Annotated in this window: 13 protein-coding genes and 1 pseudogene; 3 read left to right on the plus strand and 11 right to left on the minus strand. The window is 42.5% G+C overall.

All coding sequences use genetic code 11. From position 1 onward, the window contains the following. Positions 1-59: 59 nt before the first annotated feature. On the minus strand, positions 60-1,358 hold the full coding sequence (locus ACDZ28_RS24720) for an alpha-glucosidase/alpha-galactosidase (protein WP_375103036.1): 1,299 nt from the start codon (positions 1,356-1,358) through the stop codon (positions 60-62). A gap of 254 nt (positions 1,359-1,612) precedes the next feature. Between ACDZ28_RS24720 and ACDZ28_RS24725 the strand changes: the two genes are divergently transcribed. Beyond that, entirely contained in the window at positions 1,613-2,476 is an 864-nt protein-coding gene (locus ACDZ28_RS24725; protein ID WP_341113089.1) for an AraC family transcriptional regulator, read from the plus strand. An 11-nt stretch (positions 2,477-2,487) separates the two neighbouring features. Here the strand turns inward: ACDZ28_RS24725 and ACDZ28_RS24730 are convergent, their stop codons facing one another. Continuing rightward, complete coding sequence (locus ACDZ28_RS24730; protein WP_375103037.1) at positions 2,488-3,012, minus strand: GrpB family protein; 525 nt, start codon at positions 3,010-3,012, stop codon at positions 2,488-2,490. Further along, positions 3,009-4,232, minus strand: coding sequence for an MFS transporter (locus ACDZ28_RS24735; protein WP_375103038.1), 1,224 nt, complete (start codon positions 4,230-4,232; stop codon positions 3,009-3,011). Before ACDZ28_RS24735 ends, ACDZ28_RS24730 begins: the two co-directional genes overlap by 4 nt. 176 nt (positions 4,233-4,408) lie before the next feature. Between ACDZ28_RS24735 and ACDZ28_RS24740 the strand changes: the two genes are divergently transcribed. Then, positions 4,409-5,188 (plus strand): GNAT family N-acetyltransferase, encoded by a 780-nt coding sequence (locus ACDZ28_RS24740; protein WP_341113094.1) that lies wholly within the window; start codon positions 4,409-4,411, stop codon positions 5,186-5,188. Positions 5,189-5,212: 24 nt separating this feature from the next. Further along, a complete protein-coding gene (locus ACDZ28_RS24745; protein WP_341113095.1) occupies positions 5,213-5,530 on the plus strand; it encodes a DUF4190 domain-containing protein in 318 nt (105 codons plus the stop codon). Positions 5,531-5,601: 71 nt separating this feature from the next. On the opposite strand, the gene ACDZ28_RS24750 is transcribed toward ACDZ28_RS24745, so the two are convergent. The 8 genes and pseudogenes from ACDZ28_RS24750 to ACDZ28_RS24785 form a co-directional block, all read right to left on the minus strand. Next, positions 5,602-6,786 (minus strand): response regulator, encoded by a 1,185-nt coding sequence (locus tag ACDZ28_RS24750; protein WP_076120537.1) that lies wholly within the window; start codon positions 6,784-6,786, stop codon positions 5,602-5,604. Beyond that, on the minus strand, positions 6,767-8,548 hold the full coding sequence (locus tag ACDZ28_RS24755; protein WP_375103039.1) for a sensor histidine kinase: 1,782 nt from the start codon (positions 8,546-8,548) through the stop codon (positions 6,767-6,769). The genes ACDZ28_RS24750 and ACDZ28_RS24755 overlap by 20 nt, the downstream gene beginning before the upstream one ends. Positions 8,549-8,626: 78 nt before the next feature. Beyond that, on the minus strand, positions 8,627-9,550 hold the full coding sequence (locus ACDZ28_RS24760; RefSeq protein ID WP_231573787.1) for a carbohydrate ABC transporter permease: 924 nt from the start codon (positions 9,548-9,550) through the stop codon (positions 8,627-8,629). Between the two features lie 17 nt (positions 9,551-9,567). Beyond that, positions 9,568-10,461 (minus strand): carbohydrate ABC transporter permease, encoded by an 894-nt coding sequence (locus ACDZ28_RS24765; protein ID WP_042128090.1) that lies wholly within the window; start codon positions 10,459-10,461, stop codon positions 9,568-9,570. Positions 10,462-10,537: 76 nt separating this feature from the next. Then, on the minus strand, positions 10,538-11,911 hold the full coding sequence (locus tag ACDZ28_RS24770; RefSeq protein WP_042128092.1) for an extracellular solute-binding protein: 1,374 nt from the start codon (positions 11,909-11,911) through the stop codon (positions 10,538-10,540). A gap of 190 nt (positions 11,912-12,101) precedes the next feature. Continuing rightward, positions 12,102-13,292, minus strand: coding sequence for a Ger(x)C family spore germination protein (locus tag ACDZ28_RS24775; protein ID WP_375103040.1), 1,191 nt, complete (start codon positions 13,290-13,292; stop codon positions 12,102-12,104). Continuing rightward, a complete protein-coding gene (locus ACDZ28_RS24780; protein ID WP_339286678.1) occupies positions 13,285-14,388 on the minus strand; it encodes a GerAB/ArcD/ProY family transporter in 1,104 nt (367 codons plus the stop codon). The genes ACDZ28_RS24775 and ACDZ28_RS24780 overlap by 8 nt, the downstream gene beginning before the upstream one ends. Before the next feature lie 36 nt (positions 14,389-14,424). Beyond that, positions 14,425-16,073: pseudogene (locus tag ACDZ28_RS24785) on the minus strand (spore germination protein). Between the last annotated feature and the right edge of the window lie 76 nt (positions 16,074-16,149).

The following is a 16,149-nucleotide window of genomic DNA, read 5'->3' on the forward strand; positions in this document are numbered from 1 at the left end:
TAAGCAAAAAAAGCCTGATTTCTCAGGCTTTAGACTTTAAAATTTTAGAAATATGCATTTTATTTATACGCGGGCAACCAGTCTCCATGAGCCGTGATCAGCTCATCACACATATTCGTAATGTCATCCATCGACAGTTCCGCGGCAGTGTGCGGATCGAGCATAGCTGCGTGATAAATATGCTCTCTCTTATGAGTAATCGCTGCTTCGATCGTTAACAATTGTGTATTAATGTTCGTACGATTCAGTGCGGCGCACTGTGGAGGAAGATCTCCTACGAAGGTTGGCGTAACACCACTGCTGTCTACTAGGCATGGGACTTCAACACAGGCTTCTTTCGGCAAATTGGTGATGAGTCCGGTATTCATAACATTACCGCCTATTTTGAAAGGCACATTCGTTTCGATCGCTTCCATGATGTAGGATGCGTATTCATGTGAACGTTCATGTACAAGCTCTTTGTTATTTACTAATTCTTCACGCATTTGCTGCCACCGTTCAATTTGTTCTACACAGCGGCGTGGGTACTCGTCCAGTGGAATTTGAAACCGTTCAATAAGCTCAGGGTAATTGCGTTTAATAAAATAAGGATGATATTCTGCGTTATGTTCCGAAGACTCTGTAATGTAATAACCAAATTTGAGCATCATTTCATATCGTACCATATCCCCGTGGTGCTCTTTCTGCTTCTCGGCAGCGCGTCGTTTGATTTCCGGATATAAATCCTCTCCGTCCTTCGTAACCTCGAGTAGCCAAGCCATATGGTTAATCCCGGCAATCTTAGCCTGTACACCAGTCTGATCCAGTCCTAGATGCTCAAATAAGCCTGGAATACAATGCTGTACACTATGACATAAACCCACAGTCTTTACACCACCATAAGTGTTCATCACATTAGTCAGTACTGCCATTGGGTTCGTGTAGTTCATAAAGAGTGCATCTGGGCAAACCTCTCTTACATCTGCAGCAAAATCAAGCATCACAGGAATAGTACGCAAATTGCGGAAGATGCCGCCAATACCAACCGTGTCTGCAATCGTCTGACGCAAGCCATATTTTTTCGGAATTTCAAAGTCTGTAATGGTACAAGGGTCGTAACCCCCGACCTGAATTGCATTAATCACATATTTCGCTCCACGCAATGCTTCTTTACGATCTGTATAAGATTTCACAATACAAGTGCTGCCACTACTTTCTTTTATATTACTCAGCATATTCTCGGAATCTTTTAGGCGCTGAAGATCAATATCAAATAAGGCAAGCTCAAAGCCTTGAAGGGCTGGAGTTCTCATGCAATCTCCTAAAACGTTCTTCGCAAATACAGTACTACCCGCTCCGATAAATGTAATTTTCGACATATAAAATAATCCTCCTTAAATAGTGAGTTGTACGGTCACGACTTCGCTAATGACTGCGACAACCTTGATGGATTTTCCTTATAAACACTAGAATATCAGAGGGTATCCAACTCTCTCTTCACTATTCACTATAAATGAGAGCGATCTCAATGAGTATGGAGAAATACAATTCATATATGGATATTTGTTGCATTTAAGTGGTCCATCCTATAATCTAAATGTAATTCAAATCACGTATAGGAGGTCAGAAGCAAATGGCTTCAGAGCATTATCATTTCACAGCAGGGTTTAATCTTGCTCCTGATGAAATCGACCTAACTGTATTGTTTAGCGGAGAAGGTAACCCGGTCCCGGGACATAAGATGGGGCCTTCTGTTCACGATTACTTCCTTATACATACCGTATTGGATGGAAAGGGGGTGTTTCAGAGTGGAAGTAAATCTCATGTATGTGGTACGGGAGATACCTTTGTTATTTTCCCAGGGGCATTATTCAGTTATCAGGCAGACATGGAACAGCCTTGGACTTACGTATGGGTCGCCTTGCAAGGGGATGCCGTTCAACAGCTATTAAAGGAAGCGGGGATTACACCGGATAAGCCGTTAATACACTTAGATAACCTAATAGAGATACATAACTTGTATGAACATATTCGATTTTCCTTTCAACAGTCTGCCTATCCAAGGTTGGAAAGTTTGGAGGCTTCTGGGTGGCTGCGCCTTTTGGTGCATAAATTCGGTCTTGCGAACATATGTTCGCTCACCCCTAAATCCGCACAATTACCGGATGTTATCGACCGTCAGATCAATCAAGCGATCCGCTGGATCTCTCTCCAATTTCATCAACAGATCAGTATCGACCACATGGCGTCCTCTCTTGGTTATCATAGGGCACACCTCTCTAAGGCCTTTAAGCAAAAGATAGGAATGTCACCCAAGCAGTATTTGTTAAAGGTTCGCATGGATAAAGCAAAGGAACTGCTTGGAGGAACGCTCACCATCGACCAGGTATCCTCCTCGGTCGGTTTTAATGATGCGTTATATTTCTCCAAGCAGTTCCGTAAGTGGAGCGGTATGTCCCCCAGTGAATATCGAAGCCATCTTCGATCTGGCACATGATTGCTTATGGGTTATTTCATGGCTTTTGATAAAATCGAGGTGACAAACGCTGTCTTTCCTTCACAGTAAGCATCCATATCGTAGCGATGTTGTTCTGCCAAACGCTGTTTGAGCTCTGCGTACGCTTGACGCGCAGGCACATTCGAACGAAGATAGTCTCTGAATGCGATATGCTCCAAGTACCCTTTTCCATTCTTAGGGCATACATACAGATGATATTTCATAAATTCATCCGCTTGACGTCTTTTGAAGGCTTCTCTGCCCTCTATTCCCAAGTTCCCTTGATGTTCATATCCATGCAGTTGTAATCGTTCAATGATTTGTGGGAATACTTCGTAACTATCCATTACAAGATCAAGATCTATGATAGGTTTAGCAGCGAGTCCTTCAATGGAGGTGCTGCCCACATGTTCAATTGTAATAATGAGATCTCCGACATAAGATAACAACTGATCTCTAATTTGATTGAACTCTACCTTCCACTCTGGATCATACGGGACAACTTCTAAGATTTTCGTCTTCTGAGCGATGCTCATACACCTCCTGCGTTTAATGCCTTCTTCTCAATTACTCTATATACTACCCATATGCATATAGCGGCTACAATTAGCATTCCACCCATCAAGCAAACGCCACTCCAGCCCCAATGCTGCCATGCAAAGCTTCCAAGTGTTGATCCAATAGCTCCACCTGTAAAAGTGCTAACCATAAACACAGTATTTATTCGGCTGCGCGCAGCCGGCTCAAGTGCATAGATCCGTGTTTGGTTACTAACCTGTGACCCTTGTACTCCAAGATCCAGAATAATAACACCGGCAATCAGGCTCCAGATTGTAAATCCAGCTAAACCGAAGAATCCGTAAGCAATCAATGTAAGCAACAGCAGAATACCTACAATCTTCTTAGGAGCAATCCTGTCGGCTAACCTCCCGATAAATGGAGCACCCGCAGCACCTGCTACACCGATCAACCCAAACAAGCCTGTGATAGAGCTACTATAGTGGTAAGGTTCTCCTTCTAGAAAGAAAGCCAGTGAAGTCCAGAACACGCTGAAGCCACCAAACATACAAGCACCAATCAGTGATGCTTCACGAAGCGTCGAATATCTGCGAATCAAATTCCCCATTGATTTCAGTAGATCCGTATAGGATGAATTATTTTCTGGTTTCACCTTTGGAATTAGTTGGTATAAGATAAGGGATAACAATAGCATTATAACTGCAGCAATCCAGTACATCGCTCTCCAGCCGAACATATCGCCTATAATTCCGGATATTGTTCTTGCCAGCAAAATGCCAAAAAATAACCCGCTCATTACGGTTCCAATAACTTTACCTCGTTCTTCTGGCAAAGCGAGCTCTGCTGAGAGCGGAATGATGACCTGCGGCACCACCGTAGTTATGCCAATAGCAAAACTGGCGATATACATCCAGACTAGGTTTTGGGCTGTGGCGAAACCAACCAGTGACAGGGATACAGCAATTAAAAGTCCCGAAATTAATGTTCTTCGTTCACGAATGTCGCCTAACGGAACAAAGAGTAACATCCCAAGCGCATAACCGATCTGAGTCAGCATCGATACATATCCTACTGCGTTAGATGAAGCTTGAAAAGTTCGTCCGATATCGGCTAGAAGGGGCTGATTGTAATACATATTTGCGACGCTTAAACCAGATGCAATGGCTAATATAAGAATGAATTGCTTGGTTAGGCCTCCTCCTAAACGAACTGCAGCGGGTATGATAGATTGTGTCATGAAATTCTGTGCCTCCGATTACGTATGCTGCATCAAACAGCAAGCTTTATTTTCCTAATACATTATAGCAGTCACTGTCAAGCTAACGTCTTTCAGCGATTTAATAATCATCCCCAGATACATTATCTACATAAGTACAATATAAAGTGAAGTACATAGAGCGAGGAGTAAATAACATGAATCAGAATGACCGAATTTTGCTCAAATTGCGCAAGGAACCATTGAAGAATGTCAGTTTGTTAAAAATGATAACCTCTTTTCAAGAAGTCATGAAGACGCATCTGGTAGAGCAAGGAGATCAATGGGGCGTTTTATTGCTTCTTCCTGCCTCAGCCTACGCATATGATCATAGAGTATATCCTCAAGCGGATTACATCGTATTTATGGATTACAGCAGCCCAGATGTATTTCCGGCTCTATTTCATCTGCTGCCTTCGCAAGCAAAGTTTGTTTTTAAACTGCAAGATCTGAGGTACAGGGAGGCATTATCTTCACATTTTTCAATGGAGAAAGTCCGAGGGTTCTACTCATATAGTACAACGGAGGGACAAATCTTTCCGAAAGACGAAGAAGTTGTTATCAGTCATGCGGTTGATGACAGATTATTTCCGCTGTGGGCTGCTAATCATTACACTAAAGACGAAATAGACAACTATTTTCAAACTGGTGCTTTTTCCGTGTCAATCTTCCTTGGGAACAATCCAATCAGTACTTGCTTAGCGTTCCGTAATGAAGAGACCATTTGGGAAATCGGTGCAGTACATACTTTAGAATCCGCTCAAAGAAATGGGTACGCGAAAAAGGTGGTCCGAACAGCCCTACAAGAAACATTAGAACGTGGGTTTATTCCACGTTATCATGTGCTTGAAACCAATCATGCGTCCATCCGATTAGCTGAATCCATTGGACTCGTTCCTTGTGTACAGCTTGAACACTGGATTAACTACATCCAATAACTTGCTTGATTGGAGGTGATTTGAATGAGCTACCAACCGAACGAGCAACAAAACTATTTCCCACCGCCGCCCCCACCAACGCCAATGAATGGCAAGTCAATTGCCGGATTCGTGCTAGGTGTCCTCTCCATAATGGTTCCTTATATCGGATTTTTGTTAGGGATTGTAGCAATTATACTTTCTGCCCTCTCCCTAAAGGAAATCCGGATACGGTATGAGCAAGGAAGAGGTTTAGCTATCGCGGGTTTGGTATGTGGTATTGTCGGCACTCTACTTTACGCCATATTAATTTTACTTTTTCTTTTGTTTGTATACGCAGCAGCCAGTTACCCCTCTTACTAATCCACACATAAAAGGATCTCTGTAGCCCACCGAATGGCTGTTGAGATCCTTTTGCTTAACCTATGGATAATTTAGTATGCTCCTTTGTGAAGCTGCTGACGATATTCCGTCGGAGTTAAGAGGAACCGCTTGCGAAACATCTGTGTAAAATGTCGCATGTCCTGATATCCAATACGTTCAGCGATTTCTGCCACCTTAAGCTTCGAATTCACTAACAGCAGCTTCGCTTGCTCTAATCGTAAAGATGTAACGTACTCCTTATACCCCTGACCCGTTTTCTGTTTGAATAATTGACTAAAGTAGACCGGATTCAAAAATACAACAGACGAAATCTTTTCCAAACTGAGGTCTTCGTAATAGTGTTCCTTTACATATTGCAATGCGATGTCGATGGCTTTTTCACCGCTTCCTTTCGCAGGTGCTAAATCCAATACTTGCGAATTCGCGGCCTCTCTTAAGCTCGTTACGATCTGTGGGACAGAATTTATATCATAGCTTAGTCCGGAATGAATCATTTGGAAGGGTATTTTTAAATATTGCTTCAAATATGTCCGCCCATCATCCAGAAAAGCTTCTAATCGCGCCTCTTCCCTTAAGGTGATTAAGCCCAGTAAACTTTGTCGGTCGTAGCTGACAACAAACCCGCTCCCGTCCCGTTCTATCAGCTCAGTTAACACATTTTCAACAATAAAATGTTCTATTCGAACGTTTTTATCACCCGCATCCATTTGCAGCAAAATCAAATAGAAATATTGATGATCTTCTATCAATTGACTGATATCTAAATTACCGAGATTGAAGCCAGATGCGAGTCTCTGAAACACACCTTCTCTTAAAAATTTCAGACTTGACCTTAATCGGTCTTCATCTTTAATGAGCTTACGATCCTGCTCAATTTCTTGCGTTAAGTTACTGATAATCTCAAGCAGCTTGCTTTTGCCGATCGGTTTAAGTAAATAATCTCTCGCCCCAAGACGAACAGCCTCCTGCGCGTAGGCAAACTCACTGTGAGCAGAGATGACTACCCATTTGACATAAGGATACCTCCGCTTAGAAATCCTCATGAACTCCAGGCCATTCATACCGGGCATAAGGATATCTGTTAAGACGATATGAATGGAGTGTTCCTCCATAATCTTGACAGCTTCTTCTGTTGATGCTGCAACATGTACACAATAATCTGGATAAATACTTCTTATAGTACGCTTGATCCCTTCGCGGATCACCCGTTCATCATCAGCTATGAGAATGTTCACGACTACGCTCTCCTTCCTGCGAAATCGGCAGCACGATAGCAACCTCGGTTCCCTCTCCAGGTAAACTTCGAATCACAAGCCCATAGGATTCTCCGAACATATGCTGGAGCCGCCGATGTAGATTCTGAAGACCTATCCCCATTTTTCCATTTTCTTTCGTTGATGGCCGATCCAAGGATTCCACTAATGCATTCAGCTTCTCTGCATCCATACCTTTGCCATTATCCTGAACGACGATGTTCAGCACTCCAGTTTCTTCAAGTATACTCACCTTCAGAATACCTTGACGATCGAGCGATTCCAAGCCATGTTTTACAGCATTTTCAATGACCGGTTGTACAGTCATCTTGGGAAGGCGAACCTCAAGCCATCGTTCATCTATATTTATCTCAATCCGTAGACGACCTTCCAGCCGGATAGAAATAATATTTAGATAGTGCCCGATTTGTTCCAGCTCTTCTCGTAGCGTGACTTCTACGTCAACTTCCCAATGACTGCTGTACCGAAACATAGAAGATAACGAGAGCACAAGCTCGCCTAGCTGCTCATTCCCTTCCTCATCCAGCATCCAATAAATCATATCCAGAGTATTGTATAGAAAATGTGGGTTCACTTGAGATTGCAAGGCATGAAGCTCAGCATTCTTCTCACTGACGGAAGAAAGTTTTACCCGCTCGATTAGTTCTTCGATCCGGCGAACCATCCGATTAAACGAAGCAACAAGAATATTAATCTCTTGATAAGATGAAACATTCACCATTCCCCGGAAATTACCGATCTCCACCTGCTTCATCTCTCGAATCACCTTTTTAAGCGGCAAGGAAATCGTTCGTGAAACAATAGAAGCTATCAAAGTAGAGACGAGAACAAGAATCGAAAATACAATGAACAGATAACGTTTCATCTCTACCAACTCAACATTTAGATCGCGATTAGGAGTGATACTAAGCACCCACCAACCGGAGAAGGATAGTTTAGAAGCGACAAGCAGACGATTGGCTGTCTGTTCGACCACAACATTCTGGGAGTTCTGCAAAGACGGTAGCTGAGTTAAATCAGGTTCCTGATCTTCGGCAGAGGATACGAATCGCCCATCCTGCGACATTAAATACACCTGACTATGCTCACCCAGCTTCACATTATCAAGCGCATCTAGAACAGGCTTCGGATTCGTTTCGTACAGAACAATGCCAATTGGTTTATGTTCATTGAGATCGTAAATCTGACGGCCGAAGGCAAACACAGGACTATCCTCCACTTGATCGATAAGAGAATGTTCATAGACGCCGAGCCAGACCATTTTACCGGAGGAAGCCTGCAGCTGATGGTACCAATCTTCCTTCATATAATCGGGATCAACCACATTCATATAGTTTCCGTAATTATAGATCTTACCTTTATCTGTAATGACATGGATACCAACAAGATCATCCCGAGAATAAAATATAGCGCCGAGAATATTTGTAATCGTCTGTTCATTGATATAGGCTACAGCGGGCTCATTGCTTGTTTCATTTATCAGACGTATTAATTCAAAGTTATTGCTGAGTGATTTAGAGAGACTGTCATACCCCTTGTACAGCAAGCTGAATAGATCCGCCGTCTGAGCGACATTTTTCTGCGACAAATCGCTTATTTTTTCATGAAACTGTACGGTTGTCCGATTGTAATAGAGTAGACTCACAATTAATAGAATGCTAGACATACAAAAAAGAAACAGCAAAAACAATCGATGGTGAATGGAATGAAAGCTATTTCTCAAAAAAGGCTTCCCTCCTCCAACTCATCTGTCCAGCTGCTCCTTCATTATAATTCCATTTATATGTTTTGCAATACAATATTAGCCTTTTACTGCCCCTGCTACCATTCCTTTTGTGATCTGGTTAGATAAGAAGAAATAGATTAAAATGACGGGCAACGCACCCATAACTAGAAAAGCACCGATATTCCCATAGTTTACAGAATACTGACTAACGAACGTGTAGACGCCAAAGGGCAAGGTTTTCAATTTCTCGGAGGAAATGAAGGTTGCCGCTAAGATATATTCATTCCAAATGTTAATAAACGTTAGAATACATACTGTCATGACCGGCGGTATAGAGACCGGAAGAATAATCGTGCGGAAGATCCGATATACGCTTGCCCCATCGATAAACGCCGATTCTTCGATTTCATGCGGAATACTCTTCATAAACCCACTTAGAATAAACACTGCTATAGGCGTTGAAAAAGCTACATAAGGCAATATGAGCGACAAATGCGTATTTAGAATATGCATATTTTTGAAAATGATCATCAATGGCAGCAAAGTGGCCTGCATGGGAATCATCATTCCCATTAAGAATATCGTCATGACCAAGTTGCCGTAACGCCAACGAAAGCGAGAGATCGCATAAGCTACCATCGAGCTAAGCAGAATGACGAAGATCATTGTTACACCGGTAACTATAACACTGTTGGATAAATACTTTAGATAACTACCGGCTTTATAAGCTTCGCTATAGTTATGCCACTGAAATATTTTAGGAAACGAGAAAAAACTTCCTCCCAAAATCTCTTCATTAGTCTTTAAGGAATAGAGCATTAGCCATAGAAGAGGATATAACTGGGTAACGACAGGAATCGCAAAGAGAAGATACACGAGTCCTTTTTTAAAATATAAGAACGTATTAGTTTCACGGAATACATTATTCTTATATTTCTCGCTTAAACGCTTACCGTCCTTGTAAGGACGCTTTGGGCGTTTATGCTTGACATTCCGCATGATCGCGCACTCCTTTGCTAACTGAATTTTTTCTCGAGCTTATTAAAGATAGTATTAATGCCAGCAGTAAACACAAGACACAGAATAACCAAGAACGAAGCGATCGCACTGCCATATCCATATTTAAAAGATAGGAATGAACTGTTGTACATATGTGTGGAAATCACATCTGTAGCATGAGCTGGTCCACCGGCTGTCATAACCATAACAAGATCAAAAGCCTGCAATGACCCTATAAATGCGAGTACGATAGATATTTTAAAGATTGGAATAATCAACGGAAAAGTGATATATCGGTCGGCTTTGAATCCGTCAGCCCCATCAATCTTTGCCGCTTCATACAGCTCATCCGGAATATTCTGAACCCCGGTATATTGAATCAGCAAATGGTAGCCGAAATATTGCCAAAGAGATACTGCATAGAGCGCGAACATCGCAATTTTAGGTTCTGTGATCCAATTGTGAGTCCAGTTATCTAGTCCAAGTGAGATCAGAACGCCGTTCAACATCCCTCCCATGGAGACCGGATCATAGATCGTTTTCCAGAGCTGCCCAATGATAACCACTGACAAAATAACCGGCGTAAAGTAAATAGAAACTAAAGTGTTTCCTTTTCTCACATACCGATTTAGAAGAATAGCCATCAGCAAACAAAATGGAATTTCCACCATAGAAGCAACCGCATAGAGCAAAGTCCTCCTTACGGATGGCCAAAACACTGGATCATGAAAAAACATCTCTTTGAAATTAGCAAGTCCAGCAAATGTTTTCGTAGTCGTAATTCCGTCCCATTGCAGCAATCCTGTATAAAAGGATACTAGGATAGGAGCAAACACCAAGCACACATACAAAAGCAGGCAAGGTAACACGAAGACGGCGATTGTGCGCGCTGGAACCTTTAGTACCTTCATTATTTCCGCCCCCTAGAATGTAAACACGATGCGAAGAAGCGTTTAAGCACCCTCGCATCGCGTTTTCGAAACCTTCTTATTTATTAGCTTCAAATGCGGTTTGATGTTCTTTAGCTACTTGAGCGGAATCCACTTTTTGAACAAAAAGATTTTGGATACTGCTGAGATGGACTTGTGCAGTAGCTGGGTTCATGGTGTTGTCAAAGGCCAAGTCGCCACCTTTAACCTGATTAAACAATCCTGAAATGTTAATCGCCAGATCCGAATATCCTGCACCTTTCAGGTCTCCATCCACTTTTTGACCAATTCCTACAGCATTTTTAAGTTCAAATTGTTTTTTAGGAAGATTCAGAGTGAAGAAATTCAAGAAATCTTTCGTTTCTTGTAAATGCTCACTGTTCGCAGAAATCGCAAAGGCGCTACCTGGTGCGAGCATGAATTCATTTGGATCCCCTTTACCATTGACGCTTGGGAATTGGAAAGCTCCTGCTTTACCAGCCACTGAGGAAGCATCGATTGCGCCTGTTTCCCATGAACCGATAACCCACATAGCAGCTTTACCGGATTTGAAGATATTACCGCCTGCATTAGCATCAATGGAAGTTGCTCCATCAGGGAATGCACCTGCTTGCACGAGGTCTTGGAACCGGTCTACAGCTTCTACGAAAGCAGGATCTTCAAATGTTTTTTTGCCATCCAGCACATCTTGAAGGAAACCAGGTCCTCCATTAGTGCGAAGCAGGATATTCATGAACAAGAATGAACCTGTCCAGGAATCTTTTTCACCGATCGCAATTGGCGTAATGCCCTTTGCTTTCAAGGTTTTTACATCTTGGAGTAATTCATCAAATGTTTTAGGAGTGTCTTTGATTCCCGCTTGCTCGAAAAGTTCTTTATTATAGTAGACTACCTCGATGTTATTACCATCTGGCAGTGCATACACATTGCCGTCAAAGCTGTAGTAATCAAGCAGACCGGATTGATAGGTGTCTTTCAGACCATTTTGATCCAGCATGTCATTCAGGGGAGCGAACAGCTTAGCATCAACGAAAGGTTTCATTTGTGCAGCCGGGTTAACAATCGTAATATCAGGAATTTCTTTGGAAGCGGCTTGTGTTTTCAATTTGACCTTTTGCTGGTCCGTATTTAAAGTATCCAGTTCGATGTGAATATTAGGATTCTCTTTTTCATATTGGTCAACTAATTCATGAAGCATCTTATAAGAAGGTGTGGCTGGATCCGGGTAAATATTTTGAAACGTAATCGTGACCTTCTTACCGCTATCGGTTTTTGTAGTTCCAGCATCTGGAGCTTTCGTAGCTGTATTCCCTTTCGACTCTGTAGCGCCTTTACTCTCGTTGTTGTTTGAATTTCCACACGCTGCCATACTTAAAACCAAAGCTGCTGATAACGCAATTGTTGAAGTTGCCTTCATTTTTTTGCTGACCATTGTTTGACGCCCCCTGTTTTCGTTATAGGCTAATTATTGTACTGTTAAGCGCTTTCAACAAGGTGTCAAATTTAAGATAAATGGTTTGTTTTTTCTAGAAAAATACAATATATGTCCGAACATAACGAAACACCCGTTAATGCGGGCGCTTCGATTAAACTTATTTTCGATATTCTATCTGGAAATTCGTTCAATCAGATGTTGTACCAAAATCGGTAATCTTAAGCTTTAGATCAAAGGTCACTGGAATCCGAGTAAATTCTTCGTCCCAATGATCCTTAATCTGTTTCCAGACATGAGGCCTTTCAATGCTAAACCAATCTCCGAATCCTGCTACATCCACTTTGTAAGTGGATTGCATTTTGTTGATAAGAGCATTGATTTGTTGGGTTAATTTTTCTTCAAATATCTTCTCTAGTTCTTTGAAATAATCAACTTCCGAGGAATACGCATCAACATCCCAATTCTCAATTAGGCGTCCAGTGGACTCAATTGCAACATGAAATGATATCTTCTTATCATCGGTCTCTTTCAGCGTAATCTTGCTCTTAACGGATTTAATCTCATAAGTAATCGACTCGTTCGACTGATCATATGCTTTGAGGCTCCCTCCTCTTATATCCCCCTTGATCCAGGCAATACTCTCCACGTCATTTTGGTCGAGATTTCCGATCCAATGTCCTGTATCTCCCTTGATAATACCGGCTCCGGAAAATTTGATCTCCCCTTGTGCCTCTATAACGTTCTGCAACACAAAGCTTTGCTTGGAGTACATCAGCGCATCTAGATTCGATAACGTTATGCCCTTCATAACTTTACTGGTTCTGAAATTGTTACGGACCATCTCCACCAGCCGGAAGGATGGAATCTCCTCCTCAGTTGTCATAAGCGAATCGGACGCGAGCCCCTGGCTAAGAAATATGAGACAGCTGGGACGGATATCGTTATCTCGGAGTACAAAATCCATTAACTGTCTGATCTTCGCCTTTTGCACTAGATCCTCTGATATGACGATAACCTTAAGGTGATGGCCTATAATCGGACGGTTTTTACGAATGGAGAACTGACGGAATAGTTCAAGCAGAGAATCCCCTGTTTCTGAAATATTGTAAAAATGGGTTTTGGTTATTTCACCTTCTTTACCGGAGTTCCCGATTGTTCTTTCAGGCACAATTTGTACGGTTGCCGTAAGTTTATTATGCTTTGGGTAGCTCCCTCCACGCTCCTCAAATTCCCGTTCGAGCGTTCTAGGTTCCCCCTTATCAAGTGCCAATCCCGTAATAACACTCAGGTCTTCAATTTCTTTACTGCTCCAACAACCAGGCTGCGTAAGCAGAATCATAAATATTATTAGTAAGTGTATTACCCTCTGTCTAAACATTCTGCTTGAGTCCTTTCTTCCTGATTAGTAATACGATCGACAATAAAAGTGGCAACAGCATAAAAATCAGCACACCCATATAGCCAATCGATTCACCAAGACTGAAGACATCGTTGATGCGTTGAGGAATCATCGTGCAGATGAAAATTACAGGCATTAAGGCGAACATAACCGGATGGATCTTCAGATTAAACACTTGCGAAATTCCAAGTGACGCATTAAAGAAAAAACTGCAAAAATTGCAGAACATCTGCATCAGCCATATGACTAACAAAGGAAATTCAAATCGTTCAAAAAAGAATCCTGAAATTTCCAAGCTTCGTACCAAATCTATCGTAGGCCAGGTACTGGTGATTACAGAATTGATGGACAGACCTCCTATAACCATCACAACAGTTACCAAATACAGTACCAATGGGATACAGAATCCGACCATCATCCCTTTAACCGCTTCCTGCGGATGCTCCATAAAGGCCGTCATGATCATAACAACCTCACATCCAGTAAAGATCAGGATGCCCGACTTCATCCCCCGAATGACCGGCATCAGGCCTTCACTCATAAAAGGGCGTAAATGATGGATATCAAATATTCTGGAGCTTAAGATAAAACAAATAATCAGGATAAAGATACTGATCGGAAACACAATTTGAAACACACGGGCAATGGAATTAATCCCCCCATACACCAAATAGGTACCTACCCAGATGAACGGCATCACAATCGCCCAAATTGGAGTCCCTTCCAGAAGAAAGAACAACGTTACTTCCGCCAGTACACGGATTTCGAAGCCTGCAATGACTATAAAGTACAGAATCAACAGTGAACTCAGCACACTGCCAGGAAGCTTTCCAACAATTTTTTTGGAATACTGAAAGACTGTTTTTCCTGGGAATTGCTGACTAAGCTTTACCATAACCATAATTACCATAAACACGACGACACCACCCAGCACCACAGAAACCCAGGCATCAGGAGTCTGTACAGCCTTGACAAGATCTCTTGGCAAGGTCAAAATTCCGGCACCCAGCATTGAATTGGTCAATACTATGGCAGCTTGCGAGGTTGTGATCTTGTCATCCGTACGTTTGAACACTGTGGTCTCCCCCCTGCTCCTGCAAGAATACATTCTCTAGGATTTGCGATTTTTCTTCTGGGTTTTCAGCATCTCCGGTCTTCGCTTCATAATGGACAAGGGTGCACGGATAAATAAATCCTTCCAGTCACTTACCCGAAAGGGCGAGATAGGTGTGATGTAAGGCACCCCGAAGCTTGAAAGGCGAGTCAGATGACTGCAAATCAGCAGGAAGAACAGGATGGTTCCGTACATGCCCAGGACAGCTGCAAATAACATGCCTGCGAATCGTAAGATCCGGAGGGTAATTCCAGCACTGTACATCGGTATGGAAAACGAAGAGATCGCTGTCACTGCAACGACAATTACTAGAAATGGACTTACAATACCGGCCTGTACCGCGGCATCTCCAATGATCAGACCTCCGACAATTCCCATTGCCGGACCTATGGGCTTCGGCAGACGAATTCCAGCTTCACGTAAGATTTCAATAGAAATCTCCAGAATCAGTACTTCAATTAAAGCAGGAAAGGGTACACCTTGGCGTGCTTCAATTATGGAAATGGCCAGCTGAGTAGGAATTAGTCCCGGATGAAAGGAGATAAAGGAAATATACAGCGCCGGGGCTAACAGAGCCAGAAATGATGCGCAAAACCGTAACACCCGTAATAGTGTTCCTGGAAACCAGCGCTCATAGTAATCCTCGGGAGACTGTAAAAGCATACTGAACGTCACTGGAACAATAAGTGCAAACGGTGTGCCGTCCAGCAAAATTGCAATTCTCCCCTCTAATAAAGAGGCAATCACTCGATCGGGTCTTTCCGTGTTCTGTGTTTGCTGAAACGGACTTAAATAATCATCCTCGATTAACTGCTCCACATAGCCAGATTCCAGAATAAAATCCATATCAATTTTGGAGATCCGTTCATTCACTTCCTGTAGCAGATCAGGATTTACAATGTTTTTCATATAAGCGATAACTAGACTCTTCTTGATTTCGCTACCCACTTCAACCCTTTTCATTTCCAGATTCTTATTAAGACCTTGACGCCGTAACATAGAGGTATTCTCACTGAGCACTTCGGTAAAGCCAATCCGGGGTCCCCGCAGTAAAGCTTCCGAGGTTGGCTCAGTTATTGCGCGAACTGCTCCATGTGGAAAGCCAACCAGAAGCATCTTTCCCATACCTTCAACAATCAGTGCGGTATATCCAAACAGGACAGACTCCTGTAGATGGTCCAAATCTCTGGCATCACTAAGCTGAGCCAGCGGGAGCATATTCTGTTTCATGAAGGTGTATATTCCTTCTGAAGCCTGCATTTCACCGGCGAACATCAGATTTTGCAGCACCTGTTGATTGATTAGTTCTTCATCCTGCATGCCCTCCACATAGACCAATGCGGCACGTGCCTGAATACCTTTGACTGTAAATTCACGGAAATGTACATCACTGTTTCCTTCCAATGCCGTTCTTATCACCGCTAGATCGGCATCGTAATCTTGGGTAAACACTGTAGTCTTAGGTTGCTGTTGATTTGCTTCCCCGTTGTCTGTCTTCTTTGGCTCTGCATCCTGAGCGTTAGCTCCTGACTCCTTGGAGCGTCCGCTTCCAACATAGAAATACAAGTACTTGGAAAAAGCAGCGTGATCGCCGCCTGCATAAAAATTGTCCAATCCGGAATATAAGAGACTATTTTAGACCACATCGCAATCATCCTCTAATAGGAATCTTTTAGGTACTATTCTCCGTCCGCTAAATTTTTATACAACTTTTGGAATAGC

This window comes from Paenibacillus sp. RS8 (genome assembly GCF_041956825.1).
Taxonomy (GTDB): Bacteria; Bacillota; Bacilli; order Paenibacillales; family Paenibacillaceae; genus Paenibacillus_AQ.